This window comes from Hydrogenophaga taeniospiralis CCUG 15921 (assembly GCF_001592305.1).
Taxonomy (GTDB): Bacteria; Pseudomonadota; Gammaproteobacteria; order Burkholderiales; family Burkholderiaceae_C; genus Hydrogenophaga; species Hydrogenophaga taeniospiralis.
The window spans coordinates 456,194-475,923 of record NZ_BCWR01000004.1 but is presented as its reverse complement, the minus strand read 5'-3'; the positions used below and the strand labels follow the sequence as shown (position 1 = coordinate 475,923).

Sequence of the window (19,730 nt, the reverse complement as noted above, 5' to 3'; positions counted from 1 at the left end):
CCCCATGAGCACCCAACCCCAACTGCGCGTCGCCGTCGACATCGGCGGCACCTTCACCGACATGGCGGCTTTTGACGAAGCCACCGGCAAGCTGCTGTTCGGCAAGGCCCTGTCCACGCACGGCCAGCTGGTCAACGGCATCCAGGCCACGCTGGACAGCGCGAAGATCGACCTGAAGGACGGCAACCTGTTCCTGCACGGTTCCACCATCGCCATCAACACCCTGCTGGAGCGCAACGGCGCCAACACCGCGCTGCTGATCACCGAAGGCTTTCGCGACATCTACGAGATCGGCCGCGTCAACCGGCCCGACGCCTACAACCTTTTCTTCAACAAGCACCAGCCGCTGGTGAAACGCTCGCTGCGCTTCGAGGTGGCCGAGCGCCTGCGCGCCGACGGCAGCATCCACAAGCCGCTGGACGAGGGTGCTGTGCGCGCACTCGCCAAGGAACTGCGTGGCCAGGGTATCGAGGCGGTGGCCGTGCTGCTGCTGCACTCGTACCGCAACCCGGCGCACGAACAGCGCGTCAAGCAGATCCTGCAGGAAGAGCTGCCCGGCGCCTTCGTCTGCGCCTCGCACGAGTTGAGCCAGGAATACCGCGAATTCGAACGCGTCTCCACCGCCGTGGCCAACGCCTATGTGGGCCCGCGCGTCTCGGCCTACCTGGGCGAGCTGGAGCGGCACCTGAGCGCGAAGGGATTTGAAGGCGACTTCTACGTCGTGCAGTCCACCGGCGGCCTGTTCCCCAGCGCCCACGCCCGGCGCGACTGCGTGCGCATGCTCGAATCCGGCCCCGCGGCGGGGGTGATCGGCGCGCAGGCCATCTGCGCCCAGCTCGGCATGGGCGACGCCATCGCCTTCGACATGGGCGGCACCACGGCCAAGGCCGGTGTGATCAGCGAAGGCCGGCCATTGACGACGGGTTCGGCCCTGATCGGTGGTTACGAACGCGCGCTGCCGATCCAGATCCCGATGATGGACATCCACGAGGTGGGCACCGGTGGTGGCTCCATTGCTCGCATTGAAACCGGCAACGCGCTGCGCGTCGGCCCACAAAGCGCGGGCTCCATCCCCGGCCCGGTGGCCTACGGCCGCGGCGGCACCGAACCCACCGTGACCGACGCCAACCTGCTGCTCGGCCGGCTTGATGCCGAGCACTTCCTGGGCGGCGAACTCAAGCTCGACCTGGCCGGTTGCCAGCGCCAGATGCAGGAGCGCATCGCCGGCCCGCTGGAGCTGGACCCGACCGCCGCGGCCGACGGCATCCTGCGCATCGCGGTGACGCAGATGTCGCACGCGGTGAAGGCGGTGACCACCGAGCGCGGCCTGGACGCTGGCAGCTTCACGATGGTGGTGTATGGCGGCGCCGGCCCGCTGCACGCCTCGGCCATTGCCCGCGAACTCGGTATCCGCAAGGTGCTGATCCCGTACGCGCCGGGTTATTTCTCGGCCTACGGCATGCTGTTCTCCGACCGCCGCTACGACTACGTGCGCTCGGTGTTCCGCAAGCTCGACGACGTGTCGTTTGACGAGATCGAAGCGCTCTACCAATCGATGGAAGACGAAGGCCGCGCGGCACTGACGCAGTCGGGCACCCGGGCCGAAGACGTGGTGATCGAACGCGCCGCCGACATGCGCTACGTGGGCCAGGAACACGCGGTCACGGTGGACCTGCCCGGTGCTTTCTTCGTGGACAAGGACCGCTCGGCCATCAAGCGCCAGTTCGACGACCTGCACAAGGTGCGCTACGGCACCTCGGCGCCCAAGGAGCCGGCCGACCTGGTGAGCCTGCGCGTGACGGTGCTGGGCACCATGAAGAAGCCGCCCAAGCACAGCGTGGACGTGGGCGTGGCCGCACCCGAGAAGGCGTCGCTGCGCGACATCAAGCCGGTGTATTTCCGCCAGGGCGGCTGGGCCGAAACGCCGGTCTACAAGCGCGACCTGCTGCGCGCCGGCAACCAGATCGCGGGCCCGGCGCTGATCGAGGAACACGCCTCCACCACGGTGGTGCAGCCAGGCGACTCGCTGCTTGTGGACGAACTCGGCAACCTGCAAATCAACATCGGAGATGACCGGTCATGAACACACGAGACATCCAGAACCCGGCCGTCGATCCGGTCACCGTCGAAATCATCCGCAACGGCCTCTACGCCGTGACGGAGGAGATGAAGACCAACCTCACGCGCACCGCCTACAACCTCATCATTTACGAAGCACTCGACTTCACGGTCGGCCTGTTCACCAAGGAGGGCGACACGGTCTCCATTGGCCTGGGCCTGCCGATGTTCATCCGCGGCATGTCGGAAACCGTGAAGGCGAAGATCCGCCATTTCGGGGTCGAGAACATCCTGCCCGGCGACATCCTCGTCACCAACGACGCCTACACCACCGGCAGCCACCTGAACCACTTCACGTTCACGATGCCGATTTTTCACGAGGGCCGGCTCGAAGGCTTCACCTGCTGCATGGCGCACTGGCTGGACGTGGGCGGCACGCTGGGCAACGTCACCACCGACATCTTCAGCGAGGGCATCCAGATCCCGATCCTGAAGTACCAGCGCGAAGGCGTGGTCAACCAGGACCTGATCGACATCATCGCCATGAACGTGCGCCTGGCCGAGCGCGCCCTGGGCGACCTGCGCGCGCAGATCACCGCCATCACCACCGGTGAGCGCCGCTACGTGGAGCTGCTGCAGCGCTACGGTGCCGACGCGGTGAACGCGTCGATCCGCCAGATCATGGATTCCAGCGAGGCGGTGGCGCGCAAGAACACGCTGTCGATCCCCGACGGCGTGTACGAGGCCGAGTCCTTCATGGACGACGACGGCCTGGAGATCGGCAAGCGCATCCCGATCCGCGTGAAGGTGACGGTGACCGGCGACGAGATGACCGTCGATCTGTCGGACGTGTCCAAGCAGGTGCGCGGTTTCTACAACTCCGGCTTCACCACCGGCATCGCCTGCGCGCAGGTGGCCTACAAGTGCCTGACCACGCCGACCGACTACCCGGTCAACGACGGATCGTTCCGGCCGTTGAAGGTCATCATGCCCATGGGCACGGTGATCAGCGCCGAGCGCCCCTACCCGATGCGGGTGTGGATGACCTTCCCGATGACGGTGATCGACACCATCTTCAAGGCGCTCGCGCCGGCGATTCCGCACCGCTCCATCGCCGGCCACCACGCCGACCTGGTGTTCCCGAACATCCACGGCATCTCGCCCGAGGACGGTCGCCTCTTCATCGTCGGCATCGGCCCGCTGGGCGGCGGCTGGGGCGCCAAGAGCACGGAAGACGGCGTCTCGGTCACGGTCTGCATCAACGATGGCGACACCCACAACAGCCCGACCGAGCAGCTTGAAGCCAAGTACCCGGTGCTGGTCGAGAAGTACGAAATCCGCAAGGACAGCGCCGGTGCCGGCCGCTACCGCGGCGGCCTCGGGGCCGAGATGGTGGTGCAGGCGCTCAGCCCGTTCACCGTGACCACCCGCATCGACCGCGTGCATTGCAAGCCCTGGGGTCTGGAAGGCGGCGGCGACGCCATGGGCAACGGCCTGGCCGTGCGCCACAAGGGCGAGTGGAAGACCGACCACCTGAACGCCAAGATCTTCAACGTGCGGCTGGAGCGCGGCGACGCCTACAAGATGCTCTCGGGCGGAGGTGGCGGCTTCGGCAGCCCGCTGGACCGCGAACTGGACCTGGTGGCCGATGACGTGCGCGAAGGCTATGTGAGCGCCCAGGTGGCGCGCGAGGTCTACAAGGTGGCGCTGGATGGACATGGCCAGGTGGACCACGCCGCGACGCAGGCCCTGCGCAGCGGCCACGCCCCGGCAGCGGCCGAAGACGTGGCCTGGGACGGCCAGTGAGCACCGCCGTGGCCGACCCGCGCGCCGAACGCCTCGCCCACCTGTGGAGCCGGCTTTCGGCCCAGCACGTGACGCTGGGCGCCGGTTGCGGCTGCATGGTGGGCGGGGTCAGCGTCTCGCTGGAAGACTTTGAACTCGACATCGCCGACTACCTGTGGGCCGAGGGCGAGCGCCTGGGTGAGACCGTGGTGGTGGCCTTCCTGCTGCAGCCGGGCCCAATCGACCAGCAGAAGAAGCCGGTGGCGACTCTGCTGGCCCGGCTGGAAGAGGGCGAGGGCGACGAGGTCGTGGCCGACTGGCTGCTCAGTCGCCTGGCCCGCACGCTCGACTCGTTCGCCAAGCTGCACGGCCCTTCGTCGGTTTGACTCGGAAGCCCCCACCATGGCCTTCATCCTGCCCACTCTGAACGACGACACCGCCGGCCCGGCCGTGCGCGTGCCCATCACCGTGCTCACCGGTTTTCTCGGCAGCGGCAAGACCACGCTGCTCAACCGCCTGCTGCGCGAGCCGAATATGCACGGCACGGCGGTGGTCATCAACGAATTCGGCTCGGTGGGGCTGGACCACGACCTGGTGGACCACACCCAGGAAAACATGGTGCTGCTGGCCAACGGCTGCATCTGCTGCACCGTGCGCGGCGATTTGGTTGAGGCCTTCGAGCGCTTGGCGCAGAGCCCCGAGGCGCAGCGCGGTGAGCTGCGCCATGTGGTGGTGGAGACCACCGGCCTGGCCGACCCGGCGCCCATCCTGCACACCCTCATGGGCGACCCGCGTCTGGCGCGCCACTGGCGGCTGGCCGGCGTGGCCTGTACGGTGGACGCCTTCAACGCCATGGCCACGCTGGACCAGCACCCCGAGGCCGTGAAGCAGGCCGCGGTGGCCGACCGCCTGCTGCTGACCAAGACCGACCTGGTGCCGCCAGGGCAGCTCGCGCCGCTGTGCGAGCGGCTGCGCGCCATCAACCCGCTGGCGGCCCTGAGCACCGAACCCGATGGCGCCCTGCAGGCGCTGCTCGGCCTGCTGGAGCGGCCCAGCGCCGCGCTGGTGCCGATGCCGCTGCAAACCGACCCCGACAGCACGCGCTCGTTCTTTTTCCCGGTGAGCGCGCCAGGTCAGCGCGACCCGAACCGGCACGACGACCACATTCGCTCGCACGTGATCGTGCGCGAAGCGCCGCTCTCGCGCGAAGGCTTCATGGCCTGGCTGGACATGATCGCGGCCATGCGCGGCGACGACCTGCTGCGCGTCAAAGGCATCGTGCAGCTGGCCGACGACCCGGAGCACCCGATGGTCATCCACGGCGTGCAGCACCTGTTCCACCCGCCCCAGACCCTGCCGCGCTGGCCCAGTGAAGACCGGCGCACCCGCATTGTGTTCATTACGCGCGACATCGATGCCGAGGACATCGACGCGACCCTGCGCATTTTTGAAAGACGCCGCACCCGCGGGCCCCGTCCTGCCCAACCTGTTTGAATGTCAGAAGGAGACAAACCCATGACGATGATGAAGAAACTGATTGCCTGCGCCGTGCTCGGCGTGTGCAGCCTCTCGCCCGCGCTGGCGCAAGGCAAATTTCCCGAAGGCACGATGCGCCTGGTGGTGCCTTTCGCCGCTGGTGGTGGGGTGGACCAGGCCGCGCGCTTGCTGGGCCGCCAGCTGCAAACCGACCTCGGTGTGACGGTGATTGTGGAAAACAAGGCCGGCGCCAGCGGCACCATCGGCGGCAAGGCCGTGCAGATGGCCGCCCCCGATGGCATGACCCTGCTGTTCTCGGCCGCCACCCACGTGCTGGCCCAGCAGGTGCTGGCCAACCCGCCCTACAACCCGCAGACCGACTTTGCACCAGTGGCGCGTGTGGGCGAAGCACCCCTGCTGCTGGTGATACCGCCCAATGCACCGCAGAAGACGCTGAAGGAAGTGTTGGAAGCGGCCCGCGCGCAGCCCGACAAGTGGACCGCGGCCCTGCCAGCGCTGGGCGCACCCAGCCATCTGGCCACGTTATTGCTGGCCAAGCAGGGCAACCTCAAGCTCACCATGACGCCGTACCGTGGCACCGCGCCCGCGCTGGCCGACGTGGCCGGCGGGCATGTGCAGCTGCTCATGGATTCCATCATTTCACTGCAGGGCATGGCCAAGAGCGGCAAGGTCAAGCCCATCGCCACCACCTCCGCCAAGCGCAGCGGCGTGGCGCCCGACGTGCCGACCGCGGTGGAAAGTGGTTACCCGGGTCTGGTCTACAACTCCTGGTACGGGGTGTGGGCCCCCAAGGGCACGCCCGCTGACCGGGTGCAGCTGCTGAACACAGCCATCAACAAGGCGGTCGCCGGACTGGCCCGAACCGGATCGTTCACGGCGCTGGGCATCCTGCCGGTGCTGGAGACCACCGACCAGTTCCGCCAGTTCGTGGCGGCCGATGTGGGCCGCAGCGCCGAACTGCTCAAGGAAGCGGGCTTCAAGCCGGAATGAACGGCTGTCCCCCAAGTAAAAAGTAAAAAGGGCCGCTGGATGCGGCCCTTTTCATGGGTGTGCGGCGATCAGCTCAGCACCACGCTGGACAAGCGCCGGCGGTAGGTGGCCACCGTCGGGTCTTCGGGCGGCACCTGGCCTTCGGCGACCTTGGGCTTGGGCGGTTCGATGATGTCGAGAATGGCGATGTAGGTCTTGCGGGCCAGGTCTTCGCTCCAGGCCTTGTCGCGCATCAGGATTTCCAGCAGCTCGTCCATCGCCGGCACGAACTGGCTGTGGGCCATGAGCAACTGGGCCAGGGCGAAGCGGCTGTCGAAATCGCGCTTGTTGGCGGTGATCGCGGCCTGCAGTTCGGCCGCGCGGGCCTGCGGGTCGTTCACTGTGGCCTGGGCGTCGCGCGCTGTCATCCAGCGGTTGAGCGAGTCGAGCCGGCGCACGCCGGCGGCCTTGGCGATCACGGGGGCGAAGGCCACCTTGGCGTCGTCGTCGCGGTCCAGTTCCAGCAGCAGTTTCACCAGGTCGAAACGCGCGTCGTCGTTGTTGGGGTCGGTCTGCACCGCCTGCTGCAGCTTCTCCAGCGCACCTTCCACGTCGCCGTCGGCCAGTGCATCCAGCGCCGCGGCTTCTTCGGCGGCGGCTTCCACCGCTTCGGCCGCGGGCAGGTGCTTGTCCAGGAATTCCTTGATCTGGCCCTCGGGCAGCGCGCCCATGAAGCCGTCCACCGGCTGGCCGTTCATGAGCAGCACGCAGGTCGGGATGCTGCGGATGCCGAAGGCCTGGGCGAGCTGCTGCTCCTGGTCGGAATCGATCTTCACCAGCTTGAAGCGGCCCGCGTAGTCGATCTCGATCTTCTCCAGCAGCGGGCCGATGACCTTGCACGGGCCGCACCAGGGCGCCCAGAAATCGACCAGCACGGGCGTTTGCATCGAGGCTTCGATGACCTCGGTTTCGAAGTTGGCGATGGTGACGTTGATCATGGCAATGGCTCTGGAGATGGGCCCACGGTGGGCGGTGCGCGAGCGCGAAACGTAAAATCGACACTTTACCGGAGCCGGGCCGTCCTCCCCAGACCCGCTCCCCCCGCCGGCCCCCCGGGGCCCGACACAAGGCAACCCAATGAATCCCATTCAAGTGGGCGTGGTCATGGGCTCCAGCAGCGACTGGGACACCATGCAGCACGCCGTGCAGATCCTCAAGGACTTCGGCATCGCACACGAGGCGCGGGTGGTCTCGGCGCACCGCATGCCCGACGACATGTTCGCCTACGCCGAGGCCGCCGTCGGCCGCGGCCTCAAGGCCATCATCGCCGGGGCCGGCGGTGCGGCGCACCTGCCGGGCATGATCGCCGCCAAGACGGTGGTGCCGGTGCTGGGCGTGCCGGTGATGTCCAAGGCGCTGTCCGGCGTGGATTCGCTGCACAGCATCGTTCAGATGCCCAAGGGCGTGCCGGTGGCCACGTTCGCCATCGGCGCGGCCGGTGCGGCGAACGCGGCGCTGTTCGCCGTGGCCCTGCTGGCGAACGTTGACCCGGCCCTGCGCGCCAAGCTGGAAGCCTTCCGCGCTGCACAGACAGATGCGGCCCGCCAGATGACATTGCCTTCCTGATCCCATGAGCCTCAAACCCCTTTTGCCCGGCGCCCTGTCGGACCGTGGCCAGCAGATGACTCTGGGTGTCATGGGCGGCGGCCAGCTGGGCCGCATGTTCGTGCAGGCCGCTCAGGCCATGGGCTATTTCACGGCGGTGCTGGACCCGGACCCTGCCAGCCCGGCCGGGCTGATCAGCCACTACCACATACAAACGCCGTATGACGACGAGCAGGGCCTGGCACAGCTGATGCAGCGCTGCGATGCGATCACGACCGAGTTCGAGAACGTGCCCGCGCCCGCGCTGCTCACGCTCGGCGCGCACCGGCCGGTGGCCCCTTCGTCGGCTTGCGTGGCCGTGGCGCAGGACCGCATCGAGGAAAAGGCGCACTTTGTGGCCTGCGGCCCGGTCAGCGGCGTGTACCCCGCGCCCTACGCGGCCATTGCAACGCCCGAACTGCTGGCGGCCGTGCCGGCCGATCTGCTGCCCGGCATTCTGAAAACCGCGCGCCTGGGCTACGACGGCAAGGGCCAGATCCGCGTCAAGACTCGCGAAGAACTGGCCGCCGCCTGGGACCAGCTGGGCCGCGTGCCCTGCGTGCTGGAAAAGCTGATGCCGCTGCAGAGCGAGTGTTCGGTGCTGGTGGCGCGCGGCGCCGACGGCAGTGTGGCGAGTTTCCCGGTGCAGGCCAACACGCACCACGACGGCATCCTCGCCATCACCGAGGTCTACGAGGGCGCCGTGCCGGCCGAACTGGCCGCGCGCGCCCAGGCCAGCACGGTGGCGATCGCGAACCACCTGAGCTACGTGGGCGTGCTCTGTGTGGAGTACTTCGTGGTGGACAACGGCCAAGGCGGTTCGGACCTGATCGTCAACGAAATGGCGCCGCGCCCGCACAACAGCGGCCACTACACGCAGAACGCCTGCGACCTCTCGCAGTTCGAAGCCCAGGTGCGTGCACTCGCCGGCCTGCCGCTGCCCACCCCGCGCCAGCACAGCCCGGCCATCATGGTCAACCTGCTGGGCGACCTCTGGTTCAACCCCAACGGCGTGCGCGCCCAGGCCAGCGAACAACCGGTGTCGCCGCCCTGGGCGCAGGTGCTGGCGCTGCCCGGCACCCACCTGCACCTGTACGGCAAGCTCAGCGCGCGAGCGGGCCGCAAGATGGGCCACCTGAACATCACCGGCAGCTCAGTGGATCAGGTGCGCGAGACGGCCGCGAAGGTGCTGGCCCTGCTGGGCCTCCCGGGACTATGACCCCCCCGAAGCGCCTGCGGCGCCTCCCCCAAGGGGGCAGCACTGGCGGCCCGGCAAAGCCGGTTCCGCGGTGCTCTGGGTGGGCGTGCCTCCGCGGGTGACAAGGTCCATTTCGCTCATGTCTCTTCTCCTCAACGCCCAAGATCCGGTGGCCATCGAATCCGCCGCCCGGCGCCTGGCCGCGGGTTCGCTGGTGGGCCTGCCGACTGAAACCGTCTACGGTCTGGCCGCCGATGCCGACAACGCCAGCGCGGTGCACCGCATCTTTGAGGCCAAGGGCCGCCCGAGCGACCACCCGCTGATCGTGCACCTCGCGCCGGGCGCGGGGCCGCAGGGCTGGCGCGCCGGGGTGGAACACTACGCGAGCGAGGTGCCGGCGTTTGCGCTGGTGCTGATGCAGGCTTTCTGGCCCGGTCCGCTCACGCTCATCCTGCCGCGCCGGCCCGAGGTGGCGGCGGTGGCCGCGGGGGGCCAGGATTCGGTGGGCCTGCGTTGCCCGGCGCACCCGGTGGCCCAGGCGCTGCTGACGGCCGCGGCCGCCCAGGGGGTGCATGGCGTGGCCGCGCCCAGCGCCAACCGCTTTGGCCGCGTCAGCCCCACCACGGCCCAGCATGTGGCCGAAGAGTTCGCCGGGCTGTCCGATGACGCGCTGCTGATCCTGGACGGCGGCGCCTGCCCGGTCGGCATCGAGTCCACCATCGTGGACTGCACGCGGGGCTACCCGGTGCTGCTGCGCCCCGGCATGATCACGCCGGCCCGGCTCGAAGCGGCCTGCGGCCAGCCGCTGCGCGAGCGCGATCAGGCCGCGCCGCGCGCCTCGGGCACGCTCGAATCGCACTACGCACCACGCGCCCAGGTGCGCCTGATGAGCGCGCAGCAGTTGCAGGCTGCCCTGGACCTGCTCGGCGCCGACGCCAAACACATCGCGGTCTATGCGCGTCCGGCAGTCAAGACTTTGGCCCCGGTGCCGCGGCGGCGCATGCCCGACGACGCCGCGCGCTGCGCGCAGGAGCTGTTTGCCGTGCTGCGCGAACTCGATGCCACCGGCGTGCGCCTGATCTGGGTGGAGACGCCCCCGGACGACGCCGCGTGGGACGGCGTGCGCGATCGGCTGCAGCGCGCTGCGGCCTGATACGGTTTCGCCTTCAAACGTATAACTGCGTTGGTTCGCCTTGCCGTGCTAGAGCACTGTCTGCGGCTCCCGCCTTGTTCTACGCTTGAATGCAAAACCGTATGAGCCCGTCGGCGCGCCAGGCGCCGGAGCGCGACCCCGAGGCATGAAGCGGTGCGGGGGTGGCTCGCTTCAATCCGACTGTGAGGCCGTCCACTCCACCAGTGCTTCGAGCGCCGGGCGCGCGGCCGGCGCGTTGGGGTGGTTGATGAAACCGACCACCGCGTAGCGCGTGCCGCTGAGCGCGTTGACGTAGCCGGCCACCCCCATCACGTCGCGCAGGGTGCCGGTCTTGAGCCAGGCATTGCCGCGCGCCGCGCTGTTCGGGCCTTGCGCCATGCGGGCGGCCGTGCCATTGACACCGGCGATGGACAGGGACTGCACGAAGCGCTCGCCCTGCGGGTGCCGCGCCGCGTGGCGCAGCAGGCCCACCAGCGCATCGGCGGTGATGCGCTCGTCGCGCGACAGGCCCGAGCCGTTGTGCAGCACCGGGGGTTCGTAGGTTTGTCCGAAGGTGCGCCGCCACCAGCTCGCGATCACCTCACGCGAGCGCTCGAAGCGGCCCGGGCGCATCAGGGCCAGCCGGTCGGCCAGCGTGCTCTCGCTCATCACCTGGGTGGGCGAGAGCCGGCCCAGGGTGAGGAAGACCTGCTGCGCCATCACGTTGTTGCTCCACTGGTTGACGTCGGTGATGATGTCCGACAGCGGCAGCGAGCGCGCGTCGTGCAGCAGGCGCGCGCCGGGCGGTGTGGGGCCGGTGCGCACCTGGCCGGTGAGCGCGCCGCCGCTGGCGCGCCACAGGCCTTCCAGGGCGCGGGCGGCGTAACTGGCGGGGTCCTGGTAGGCCACGGGCCAGCTGCGTTCACCACAATCGAGCGGATAGCGGCCGGTGAAACGGATGGTGTTGGCGTCGTCGAAATGCGCCAGCAGGCCCAGGCGCCAGTCGCCGCAGCCGCCGCCGGAGAGCGGCACGGTGGTGTCGATGGACAGGCCCGCCAGCGGCGGCTCGCTGCGCACCCAGGCCACGCCCACGGCCGGGTCGGGCTGGAAGCTCAGGATCACCGACTTGAAGTTCACCAGCAGGGCGTCGGGCGAGGCGTTGTACGGGCGCAGGGCCTCGCCGTCGAATGCTGCGGGGTCGCTCGCGGGCAGCTCGAAGTCGCCGTGGTCGAGCACCATGTCGCCCAGCACCACACGCACCCCCTGGTCCTGCAGGGTCACGAAGGCGTCCTGGATGCGTTCGAGCACCAGCTTGGGGTCGCCGCCGCCGCGCACGTACAGGTTGCCGCGCAACACGCCCTCACTGACCTCGCCGTCGGTGAAGAAGCGCGTGGTCCAGGTGAAGTCCGGGCCCAGCAGGTCGATCGCCGCGTAGGTGGTGACCAGCTTCATCACCGAAGCCGGGTTGACCGAGGCCTCGGCGCGGTGGCGCAGCCGCTCGGGGCCAGGCGGCGCGATCGGTACCACCAGCGCCGACAGCGCGTCGGCCGGCACACCGGCGCGCGCCAGCGCCGCCGACACGCCGGGGGGCAGCCCGTCTTTCGACGGGATCGGCAACTGGGCACAGGCGGGCAGGGTCAGCGCCCCCAGCAGAACCAGCGCGGTGCGCGCGAGGGCGCGGCGCACACGGCGCCAGTGGGGGGGTGGTAAAGAGCGCAACAAAGCGGGTGGCAGGGCGGCGGACATGGGGTTTTCATTATGGGACGGCGGCCCGCGCCGCAGGCGACCTGCGGTGAAAAGTGGCGGGCCTTTCCGGGCCCCGCTCGGCCCGCGGCAATGCCGCGCGGCGGCCGGGGCTGGCCCCGGGGGTGGCCGATAATGCCCGGATGTCTTTGTCCCCCGAGAGTCTCGACCCGGCCACCCGCTCCCCGTTGCGCTTGCTGGCCCTGGAAACCAGCACCGACACCCTGTCGGTGGCGGTGGGTCCGGGCGCGCCCGGGCGGCCGGTCCGCCCGCACACCGGCCCGGGCGGCGCGCAGGCCTCGGCCACGCTGCTGCCGGTGGTGCAAACCCTGCTGGCGCAGGCGGGCTGGGCGCTGCACGAACTCGACGCGCTGGTGTTTGGCCGCGGTCCGGGCTCGTTCACCGGCCTGCGCACGGCCTGCGCCGTGGCCCAGGGCCTGGCCTACGGCGCCCGGGGTGCGGGCCGCGCCGGGGGCATCCCGGTGCTGCCGGTGGACACGCTGCACGCCCTGGCCGAAGAAGCGCGCTGGCAGCGCGAGCAGGCCGGGCAGGCGCTGCCGGCCGTGATCGTGGCCCTGCTCGACGCCCGCATGGACGAGATGTACGTGGCGCTGTACGCCTGCGGGCCGCAGGGCCTGGCGATCGCGCCGCTGCAGCCGCCGCGCCTGTGTGCGCCGGCCGAGCTGGGCGGCTATCTGCAGCAGAGCCTGCCGCCGGCGCTCTCGCTGGAGGCGGGCGACTGCCTGCTGGCCGGCAATGTGTTCGACGCCTACGGCGCGCAGTTCAGCGATCTGCCCGGCGCACGCCAGCGCGCGCTGCCCACGGCCAGCGCCCTGCTGCGCCTGGCCCCGGCGCTGCTGGCCGCAGGACACGCCGTGGCCGCGCAGGACGCGCTGCCGCTCTACGTGCGCGACAAGGTGGCGCAGACCACGGCCGAACGCGAGCAGCTGCGGCTGGACCACCTGGCCCGGCTGGCCGCGCCCACGCCCACCGATCCCCTGGGCGCCTGATGGCGACTGGCATGGCGCAATCACCCGAACCCGACACGACCCCACACGCGTCCCGCGTGCCCGTGTGGACGCCGGCCGACTGGCCGTGCGCCGATGCCGCCGCCGCGCGCCGCATCGCCTTCGTGCCCATGGCCGAGGCCGATCTGGACGCGGTGCACGCGGTGGAAAAGCTGGCCTACACCCACCCATGGACGCGCAAACACCTGGCCGACTCGCTGACCTCGGGCTACCCGGCGGTGATGCTGCTGGGCGAGACGCTGCCCGGCGAGGCGGCCAGCCCCGGGCGCACCGACGGCCGCGTGCTGCTGGGCTACCTCGTGGCCATGCCCGGTGTGGACGAGGTACACCTGCTCAACATCACCGTCGCGCCGGCCCACCAGCGCCAGGGCTGGGCCCGTTTCATGCTCGACGCGCTGGTGCTGTGGTCGCGTGGGCAGGGTGCGCAATGGCTCTGGCTGGAGGTGCGGCAGGGCAATGTGCCCGCGCGTGCGCTCTACGAAAGCTACGGTTTTGTCCAGGTCGGCCTGCGCCGCGGCTACTACCCGGCGGGCTCGTTCCAGCGCGAAGACGCGGTGGTGATGAGCCTGAGCCTGGCGGCCCGCGGCCACGGAGGGGAGGCGCCATGACGGACACCTCGTTCGTGCCCCAGCTCGACGCGCGCCAGCGCGCCATGCTGGCCGAGATGGGCGTGCGCGTCTGGGCTCCCAAACCTCCGCCCGCAGTGACCGCCGAACCGCCAGCGGTGGCGCCGCCCGTGGCCGCCGCGCCCGCGACCCCGCCACCCAGCGCTCCCGCGGCGGCACCCATCGCGGCGCCCGCGGCCAGCCGCGCACCGGCAACACCCGCCGCCAGGCCGGTGCCGGCACCCGCTGCCGCGCCATCTGCAGCGGCCACCGCCGCTGCGCCCTTGGGCCTGCGGCCGGTCGGCATCGACACCATGGACTGGCCGGCGCTGCAGGCCGCCGTGGCCGGCTGCGAAGCCTGCAGCCTGTGCCGCAGCCGCAAGAACACCGTGTTCGGCGTGGGCGACACCCAGGCCGACTGGATGGTGATCGGCGAAGCGCCGGGCGAAAACGAGGACCTGCAAGGTGAGCCTTTCGTGGGCGCGGCCGGCCAGCTGCTCGACAACATGCTGCGCGCCGTGGGCCGCAGCCGCAGTGGGTCGGGCGAGCAGGGTGCCTACATCGCCAACGTGCTCAAGTGCCGCCCGCCGGCCAACCGCAACCCGCAGCCGCAGGAAGTGGCGCAGTGCGAGCCCTACCTGGCGCGCCAGGTGGCGCTGGTCCAGCCCAAGGTCATCATCGCCATGGGCCGTTTCGCGGTGCAGTCCTTGCTGCAGACCAGCGAGCCCATCGGCCGCCTGCGTGGCCAGGTGCACCGTTACCAGGGCGTGCCGGTGATCGTGACCTACCACCCGGCCTACCTGCTGCGCACCCCCGGCGACAAGGGCAAGGCCTGGGCCGACCTGTGCCTGGCGATGGAGACGGTCGCCGCCGAATAGCTGCGTTGCAGCGCCTTGCAGGCGCTGGCAGGCGGCCGGCCCGGGGGGCGCTGGCAGGCGCGACACTGATGCGCGGTTTTTCGCGTTTTCCGGTCGCTCCACCATGCACACATCGCCCTTGTCCTCCCCGGCGCAGGCCCCCCGGATATCCCGTGGGCCGGCCAGCCTTCCCACCCTTGAATCCACCCCGCCCGCCACCCGGGACGAGCCGCTGGACCTGGCCAGCGCCTTCCTGGCGTGCCTGCAACCCGAGCTCGCACGCACCGAGCCGCAGCGCAACGAGGTCCATCGGCTGCGCCACCAGGTGTATTGCGAGGAGCTGCGGTTCGAGCCCCTGCGGCCCGACGGGCGGGAGACCGATCCGTTCGATCCGCAGTCTGTTTACTGCACGGTGCGCCACCGGCGCTCCGGCGTGCTCGCGGGCACCGTGCGCCTCGTGGGCAAACGCCACGCCGGCGAGCAACTGCCGATGGAGGCGCATTGCGCCCACGGACTCACGCACGAGAGCCTGCAGCCGGGCCATTTCCCGCCCCACGAAGTCTGCGAGATCTCGCGGCTGGCCGTGCCGCCCCGCTTTCGCAAACAGCGCCCCGAGCCGGGTGAAGGCGCCAGCGCCATGGCGCACATGGGGTTTTCGGCCGAGGAACTGCGCACCTTTCCCTACATCGCGGTCGGCCTGTACCTCTCGGCCATCGCCATGGCGTGCCACACCGGCCGCTTCCACATGTACGCGGTGATGGAGCCGCGCCTGGCGCGCGGGCTGGGTTTCGCGGGCATCCGCTTCGAGCGCCTGGGCCCGGTCATCGAATACCACGGCCAACGCGCGGCCTACCACCTCGACAGTCGCACCGGTCCGCAGGGCCTGGCCCCCATGTACCAGGACCTGCTGCAGCAGCTCGATGCCCGGTTGTTCCCGGCCGAGACCGCCCGCGGGGGCGCGTCCGGGCTGTGGCCGCTCAGGGGTCGAGCGCTGGGGGACGTCCGTCCTCCGTCCGCTGGGGCCACAACACCGTCGCAATCGCCACCATGACCAGCGCCACGGCGGCCCAGTCCTGCCAGTGCAGCACCTCGCCCAGCCACCAGGCACCGCTGAACACGCCCAGCACCGGGATGAACATCACCGACAGCGTGGACGCGATCGGCGGCAGGTCGCGCGCCAGCATCAGCCAGGCCACTTGCGCAAACGCGAACACGCCGATGGCGTTGTAGACGATGGCGCCCCACACCGGCAGCGTGGGCCAGGCCCAGGCATCGCGCTCGAACAGCAGCGCCAGCAGGCTCATCCACAGCGTGGTGAACACGGTCATCCAGAACGAGATGGCCAGCGTGGGGTGCGGGATGCGGGTGCGCCGCATCATCTGTGTGCCCAGCGCCCAGGTGGCCGCGGCCACCAGCATCATGGCCACGCCCAGCGGCTTGCCCGAGAGCGTGCTCAGCTCGTGCCAGAGCAGCAGCAACACGCCCAGCGCCGCGGCCAGCACGCCGCCCCAGGCCCGGTGGGGCAGGCGCTGGTCGAACCAGGCCGCGCCGATCAGCGCCGAAAACACCGGCATGGTGTAGCCCAGGATGGCCGCGCGCCCGCTCGACAGGGTCTGGATCGCCAGGATCGCCAGCGTGTGCCAGAAGAACATGTTGAACACGGTGAGCCAGCCCAGCTCGCGCCAGTGTTCGCGCCCGATCGCGAACGGCACCCGCCGCGCCACCAGGAACAGCGCCAGCACCGGCAGGCCCAGCCACATGCACAGCGAGCGAAAGCTCAGCGCGGGAAAGCCCGTCACGCCGAATTTCATGATGGGCCAGTTGATGCCCCAGACCAGGGTGAGCAGGGCGAGGATGACCAGTTGCCGGCGGGAGAGGGCTTGCATGGGGGGTGATCTTAGGCGGATGGGCTTTTGATGGCGGAGCGTGGGGGCGAGCGATCCGGCGCCGGGCCGCCCCAAGCCGGATCAGCCCCCAGACCCGGGCAGCACCGGGTCCTTCACCGGTGCCGGGGCAGCGACCCGCGCAGCGGCGGAGCGTGGGGGCCACGTCTCCGTAAAATCAGTGCCCATGACCTTTCTTGACATGCTCGGCGCGGCAGAGCGCCAGAACCAGTCCCTGCTCTGCGTTGGCCTGGACCCCGATCCCGCCAAGTTTCCCGCCGGCATGAAGGGCGACGCCAGCCGCATCTACGACTTTTGCGCTGCCATCGTCGAGGCCACGGCCGACACCGTGATCGCCTTCAAGCCGCAGATCGCCTACTTCGCCGCGCACCGCGCCGAGGACCAGCTCGAACGCCTGATGGCGCACATGAAGCGCATCGCGCCCCAGGTGCCGGTGATCCTGGACGCCAAACGCGGCGACATCGGCAGCACGGCCGAGCAATACGCCATCGAGGCCTTCGAGCGCTACGGCGCCGACGCCGTGACCCTCTCGCCCTTCATGGGCTTCGACTCGGTGCAGCCTTATCTGAAGTACCACGGCAAGGGCGCCTTCCTGCTCTGCCGCACCTCCAACCCCGGTGGCGACGACCTGCAGAACCAGCGCCTGGCGTCGGTCGAGGGCCAACCGCGGGTCTACGAACACATCGCCCGCCTGGCCCAGGGGCCGTGGAACCTGAACGGCCAGCTCGGCCTGGTCGTGGGCGCCACCTACCCCGCCGAGATCGAGCGCGTGCGCGAACTCGCGCCCACGCTGCCGCTGCTGATCCCAGGCGTGGGCGCACAGGGCGGTGACGCCGTGGCCACCATCCGCGCCGGTTACCGCCGGCAGGGCGACGCGACCACCGGGCCGGTCATCGTCAACAGCTCGCGCGCCATCCTTTATGCCTCCAGCGGTGACGACTTCGCCGCCGCCGCACGCACCGAAGCCCTGCGCACGCGCGACGTGCTGAACGCCGCCAAAGGCTGAGGGCTGAGCGGCAGGTGGCTGGTTGGGGGTGGCAGAGGGTGTGCGAACATTCCGCGCTGTCACCCACTTCAACCGTTTTCCAGGGAAGCCGCCATGACCCAAAAAATCGACCCCGCCCGACTGAAGGCCGCCGCAGAACATCTGGAATGGGTGTGCCAGCAGTACCCGAACGAGGAGCGGGTACAGGGCCTGTTGGAGAGCAGGCGCCCATTGATAGAGGACGCCAAGGCAGGCAGGGTCACCCAACCATTTGCCGACGAGCACAGCTTTCCGGCTCAGTGGGCGGTCTTTGCGGAAGGCCTTTATCGCGACTACCGCGACCCCAACGTGGAAGGCGCCTACGGTGACTTCACAGATGAGCTCAGAGGTGGTTTGACGGAGGACGACAAAGAGATTGAAGCAATCATTGAACAGCTGAGAAACAAGAGACTCTCTGGCAACGGGGAGCGCCAGTGAGTGCCCCCGATCTGACTCCCGACGACGTACGGCAAGGGAACGTCGAGGCGATTGCGAAGGCCAATACCTTCACAACACACGGTGTGACGCCGCAGGAAGCAAGGCAGTACCTCCGAACTCCGGAAGGGGTGTTGTACCTGTCCAGGCCGGAGGAAGCCGCGCCAACGGGCACCCCCATAGCGGACTTGCAGGCCCATGCGCACCGAGGCGAGGTGCGTTCCTTTCACCTGAGCAAGGACGGGGAGCGTGTGGCGGTGGTGCAGGAACATGCGCCGGTCAGCGAGTTCAGCGTGCGGCCCGCGCTGGCGCAGCCTGCGGAACAGCATCTGGCGCACGCGCACCAGGCGGCCCATGCCCAGGCGCAGGAGGCGACCCGCACCGCCCATGCCCCTACCGCTGCCGCTCCTGAGCGCGCGATGGCCTGAGCGGCTGAGAGCCTGCTTGACGCAGGAGACAGCCCTGGGCGGTGGCTGTCCCTACCATGGGGTGTTGCAACGAGGAAAAGCCGCATGATCGATCTCTACACCGCCGCCACGCCCAACGGGCACAAAGTGTCCATCGCGCTCGAAGAACTGGGCCTGCCCTATACCCTGAAGGTGCTGGACCTGTCGCAGAACGAGCAGAAGACCCCCGCCTTCCTGGCCATCAACCCCAACGGCCGTATCCCGGCCCTCGTGGACCGCGAGGCCGACGATTTCGCGGTGTTCGAGTCGGGCGCCTGCCTGATCTACCTGGCCGAAAAGACCGGCCGGCTCATGCCCTCGGACGCCAAAGGCCGCTCGCGCGTGCTGCAGTGGCTGATGTTCCAGATGGGTGGCATCGGCCCGATGATGGGCCAGGCCAATGTGTTCTTCCGTTACTTTCCCGAGAAGATCCCGGCCGTCATCGACCGCTACCAGGGCGAGAGCAAGCGCCTGTTCCGCGTGCTCGACGGCCAGTTGAAAGACCACGAGTACCTGGCGGGCGACTACTCCATCGCCGACATCACCAACTGGGCCTGGGTGCGCACGCACCGCTGGTCGGGCGTGGACATGGACGACCTGCCGCACCTCAAACGCTGGCGCGACGCGATCCGTGCGCGGCCGGCGGTGCAGCGTGGCATTGAACAGCCGCCGTCCAGGGTGGATCTCACGCGCGACGGCGATGCGGGCGCGCAGCGTTTCGCCGAAGACGCGCGCCGCATGGTCGAGATGGGGCAGAGCCTGAAGGGAGCCCAGCCATGAAGCTCTACGTTGCGCCGCGAGCGCCCAACCCCCGGCGTGTGCTCATGTTCCTGGTGGAAAAGACCATCAACGGGCTCGATCTGGTCAACGTGAACCTCAACGCGCTGGAGCACCAGAGCGAGTCCTACCGGGCCAAGAGCCCGCTGGCCCGCGTGCCCGCGCTGGAGCTGGACGACGGCCGCGTGCTCACCGAAACCCGCGCCATCTGCACCTACATGGAGGGGCTGCACCCCGAGCCCAACCTGATGGGTCGGGACGCCACCGAGCGCGCCTTCATCGAAATGGCCGACCGGCGCGTGGAGTGGTATTTCATGCTGCCCATCGCCAACTGCGTGCGCCACACCCACCCCGGGCTGGCGCCGCTGGAGCAGCCGCAGTTTCCCGAGTTCGGCCAGTCGCAAGGCCAGAAGCTGCGCGACACCGCGGCCTGGCTCGATGCTGAACTGCAGCGCCAGCCCTGGGTGGCGGGCGATCGCTTCACCATCGCGGACATCACGGCCTTCTGTGCACTGGAGTTCGCGAAGCTGATGCGCTTCCACGCGGGTGCGGAAGGCTTTCATGCGCTGCAGGCCTGGCGCGACCGGATGGCCGAGCGGCCCAGCGCCAAGGCTTGACCGCTTCACGC

At 69.5% G+C, this 19,730-nt stretch carries 20 protein-coding genes; 17 read left to right on the top strand and 3 right to left on the bottom strand.

Annotation, left to right across the window (positions count from 1 at the left end; genetic code table 11):
- Nucleotides 1-4 precede the first annotated feature (4 nt).
- Genes HTA01S_RS06145 through HTA01S_RS06125 form a run of 5 tightly spaced genes read left to right on the top strand, consistent with a single transcriptional unit; the run spans nt 5 to nt 6,330 of the window.
- Nucleotides 5-2,083 (top strand): hydantoinase/oxoprolinase family protein, encoded by a 2,079-nt coding sequence (locus HTA01S_RS06145; protein WP_068167813.1) that lies wholly within the window; start codon nt 5-7, stop codon nt 2,081-2,083.
- Nucleotides 2,080-3,864: a hydantoinase B/oxoprolinase family protein gene (locus tag HTA01S_RS06140; protein ID WP_068167810.1), complete on the top strand. Its 1,785-nt coding sequence runs from the start codon at nt 2,080-2,082 to the stop codon at nt 3,862-3,864. Before HTA01S_RS06145 ends, HTA01S_RS06140 begins: the two co-directional genes overlap by 4 nt.
- On the top strand, nt 3,861-4,229 hold the full coding sequence (locus tag HTA01S_RS06135) for a hypothetical protein (protein WP_084235891.1): 369 nt from the start codon (nt 3,861-3,863) through the stop codon (nt 4,227-4,229). The genes HTA01S_RS06140 and HTA01S_RS06135 overlap by 4 nt, the downstream gene beginning before the upstream one ends.
- Before the next feature lie 16 nt (nt 4,230-4,245).
- Complete coding sequence (locus HTA01S_RS06130) at nt 4,246-5,337, top strand: CobW family GTP-binding protein (protein WP_068167804.1); 1,092 nt, start codon at nt 4,246-4,248, stop codon at nt 5,335-5,337.
- A gap of 21 nt (nt 5,338-5,358) precedes the next feature.
- The gene (locus HTA01S_RS06125) at nt 5,359-6,330 is read left to right on the top strand and encodes a Bug family tripartite tricarboxylate transporter substrate binding protein (RefSeq protein WP_068167801.1); all 972 of its coding nucleotides are present in this window, start codon (nt 5,359-5,361) and stop codon (nt 6,328-6,330) included.
- 68 nt (nt 6,331-6,398) lie between these two features.
- On the opposite strand, the gene trxA is transcribed toward HTA01S_RS06125, so the two are convergent.
- Nucleotides 6,399-7,307 (bottom strand): thioredoxin, encoded by a 909-nt coding sequence (gene trxA / locus HTA01S_RS06120; RefSeq protein ID WP_068167800.1) that lies wholly within the window; start codon nt 7,305-7,307, stop codon nt 6,399-6,401.
- 139 nt (nt 7,308-7,446) lie between these two features.
- On the opposite strand from trxA, the gene purE reads away from it, so the two are divergent.
- The 3 genes from purE (at nt 7,447) to HTA01S_RS06105 (ending at nt 10,304) form a co-directional block, all read left to right on the top strand.
- The gene (gene purE / locus HTA01S_RS06115) at nt 7,447-7,935 is read left to right on the top strand and encodes a 5-(carboxyamino)imidazole ribonucleotide mutase (protein WP_068167797.1); all 489 of its coding nucleotides are present in this window, start codon (nt 7,447-7,449) and stop codon (nt 7,933-7,935) included.
- Between the two features lie 4 nt (nt 7,936-7,939).
- A complete protein-coding gene (locus HTA01S_RS06110; protein WP_068167795.1) occupies nt 7,940-9,172 on the top strand; it encodes a 5-(carboxyamino)imidazole ribonucleotide synthase in 1,233 nt (410 codons plus the stop codon).
- Nucleotides 9,173-9,290: 118 nt separating this feature from the next.
- Nucleotides 9,291-10,304, top strand: coding sequence for an L-threonylcarbamoyladenylate synthase (locus HTA01S_RS06105; protein ID WP_068167792.1), 1,014 nt, complete (start codon nt 9,291-9,293; stop codon nt 10,302-10,304).
- 171 nt (nt 10,305-10,475) lie between these two features.
- Here the strand turns inward: HTA01S_RS06105 and dacB are convergent, their stop codons facing one another.
- Entirely contained in the window at nt 10,476-12,029 is a 1,554-nt protein-coding gene (gene dacB / locus HTA01S_RS06100; RefSeq protein ID WP_084235890.1) for a D-alanyl-D-alanine carboxypeptidase/D-alanyl-D-alanine endopeptidase, read from the bottom strand.
- 140 nt (nt 12,030-12,169) lie between these two features.
- Here dacB and tsaB point away from each other — a divergent pair, with 140 nt between their 5' ends.
- From tsaB to HTA01S_RS06080, 4 genes are all read left to right on the top strand, one after another.
- On the top strand, nt 12,170-13,036 hold the full coding sequence (gene tsaB / locus HTA01S_RS06095) for a tRNA (adenosine(37)-N6)-threonylcarbamoyltransferase complex dimerization subunit type 1 TsaB (protein ID WP_245638011.1): 867 nt from the start codon (nt 12,170-12,172) through the stop codon (nt 13,034-13,036).
- Between the two features lie 128 nt (nt 13,037-13,164).
- The gene (rimI, locus tag HTA01S_RS06090; protein ID WP_068168191.1) at nt 13,165-13,662 is read left to right on the top strand and encodes a ribosomal protein S18-alanine N-acetyltransferase; all 498 of its coding nucleotides are present in this window, start codon (nt 13,165-13,167) and stop codon (nt 13,660-13,662) included.
- Entirely contained in the window at nt 13,659-14,537 is an 879-nt protein-coding gene (locus tag HTA01S_RS06085; RefSeq protein WP_068167789.1) for a uracil-DNA glycosylase, read from the top strand. Before rimI ends, HTA01S_RS06085 begins: the two co-directional genes overlap by 4 nt.
- A 103-nt stretch (nt 14,538-14,640) precedes the next feature.
- The gene (locus HTA01S_RS06080) at nt 14,641-15,567 is read left to right on the top strand and encodes a PEP-CTERM/exosortase system-associated acyltransferase (RefSeq protein WP_068167787.1); all 927 of its coding nucleotides are present in this window, start codon (nt 14,641-14,643) and stop codon (nt 15,565-15,567) included.
- Here HTA01S_RS06080 and HTA01S_RS06075 read toward each other — a convergent pair.
- Complete coding sequence (locus HTA01S_RS06075) at nt 15,494-16,402, bottom strand: DMT family transporter (protein ID WP_068167784.1); 909 nt, start codon at nt 16,400-16,402, stop codon at nt 15,494-15,496. The genes HTA01S_RS06080 and HTA01S_RS06075 overlap by 74 nt on opposite strands.
- A gap of 184 nt (nt 16,403-16,586) precedes the next feature.
- Here HTA01S_RS06075 and pyrF point away from each other — a divergent pair, with 184 nt between their 5' ends.
- The 5 genes from pyrF (at nt 16,587) to HTA01S_RS06050 (ending at nt 19,719) form a co-directional block, all read left to right on the top strand.
- Nucleotides 16,587-17,426, top strand: coding sequence for an orotidine-5'-phosphate decarboxylase (pyrF, locus tag HTA01S_RS06070; protein WP_174545178.1), 840 nt, complete (start codon nt 16,587-16,589; stop codon nt 17,424-17,426).
- Between the two features lie 93 nt (nt 17,427-17,519).
- Nucleotides 17,520-17,882, top strand: coding sequence for a hypothetical protein (locus tag HTA01S_RS06065; RefSeq protein WP_068167778.1), 363 nt, complete (start codon nt 17,520-17,522; stop codon nt 17,880-17,882).
- On the top strand, nt 17,879-18,307 hold the full coding sequence (locus HTA01S_RS06060) for a hypothetical protein (protein ID WP_068167777.1): 429 nt from the start codon (nt 17,879-17,881) through the stop codon (nt 18,305-18,307). Before HTA01S_RS06065 ends, HTA01S_RS06060 begins: the two co-directional genes overlap by 4 nt.
- 84 nt (nt 18,308-18,391) lie before the next feature.
- A complete protein-coding gene (locus HTA01S_RS06055; RefSeq protein ID WP_068167776.1) occupies nt 18,392-19,105 on the top strand; it encodes a glutathione S-transferase family protein in 714 nt (237 codons plus the stop codon).
- Nucleotides 19,102-19,719 (top strand): glutathione S-transferase family protein, encoded by a 618-nt coding sequence (locus HTA01S_RS06050; RefSeq protein WP_068167775.1) that lies wholly within the window; start codon nt 19,102-19,104, stop codon nt 19,717-19,719. Before HTA01S_RS06055 ends, HTA01S_RS06050 begins: the two co-directional genes overlap by 4 nt.
- Nucleotides 19,720-19,730: the final 11 nt, after the last annotated feature.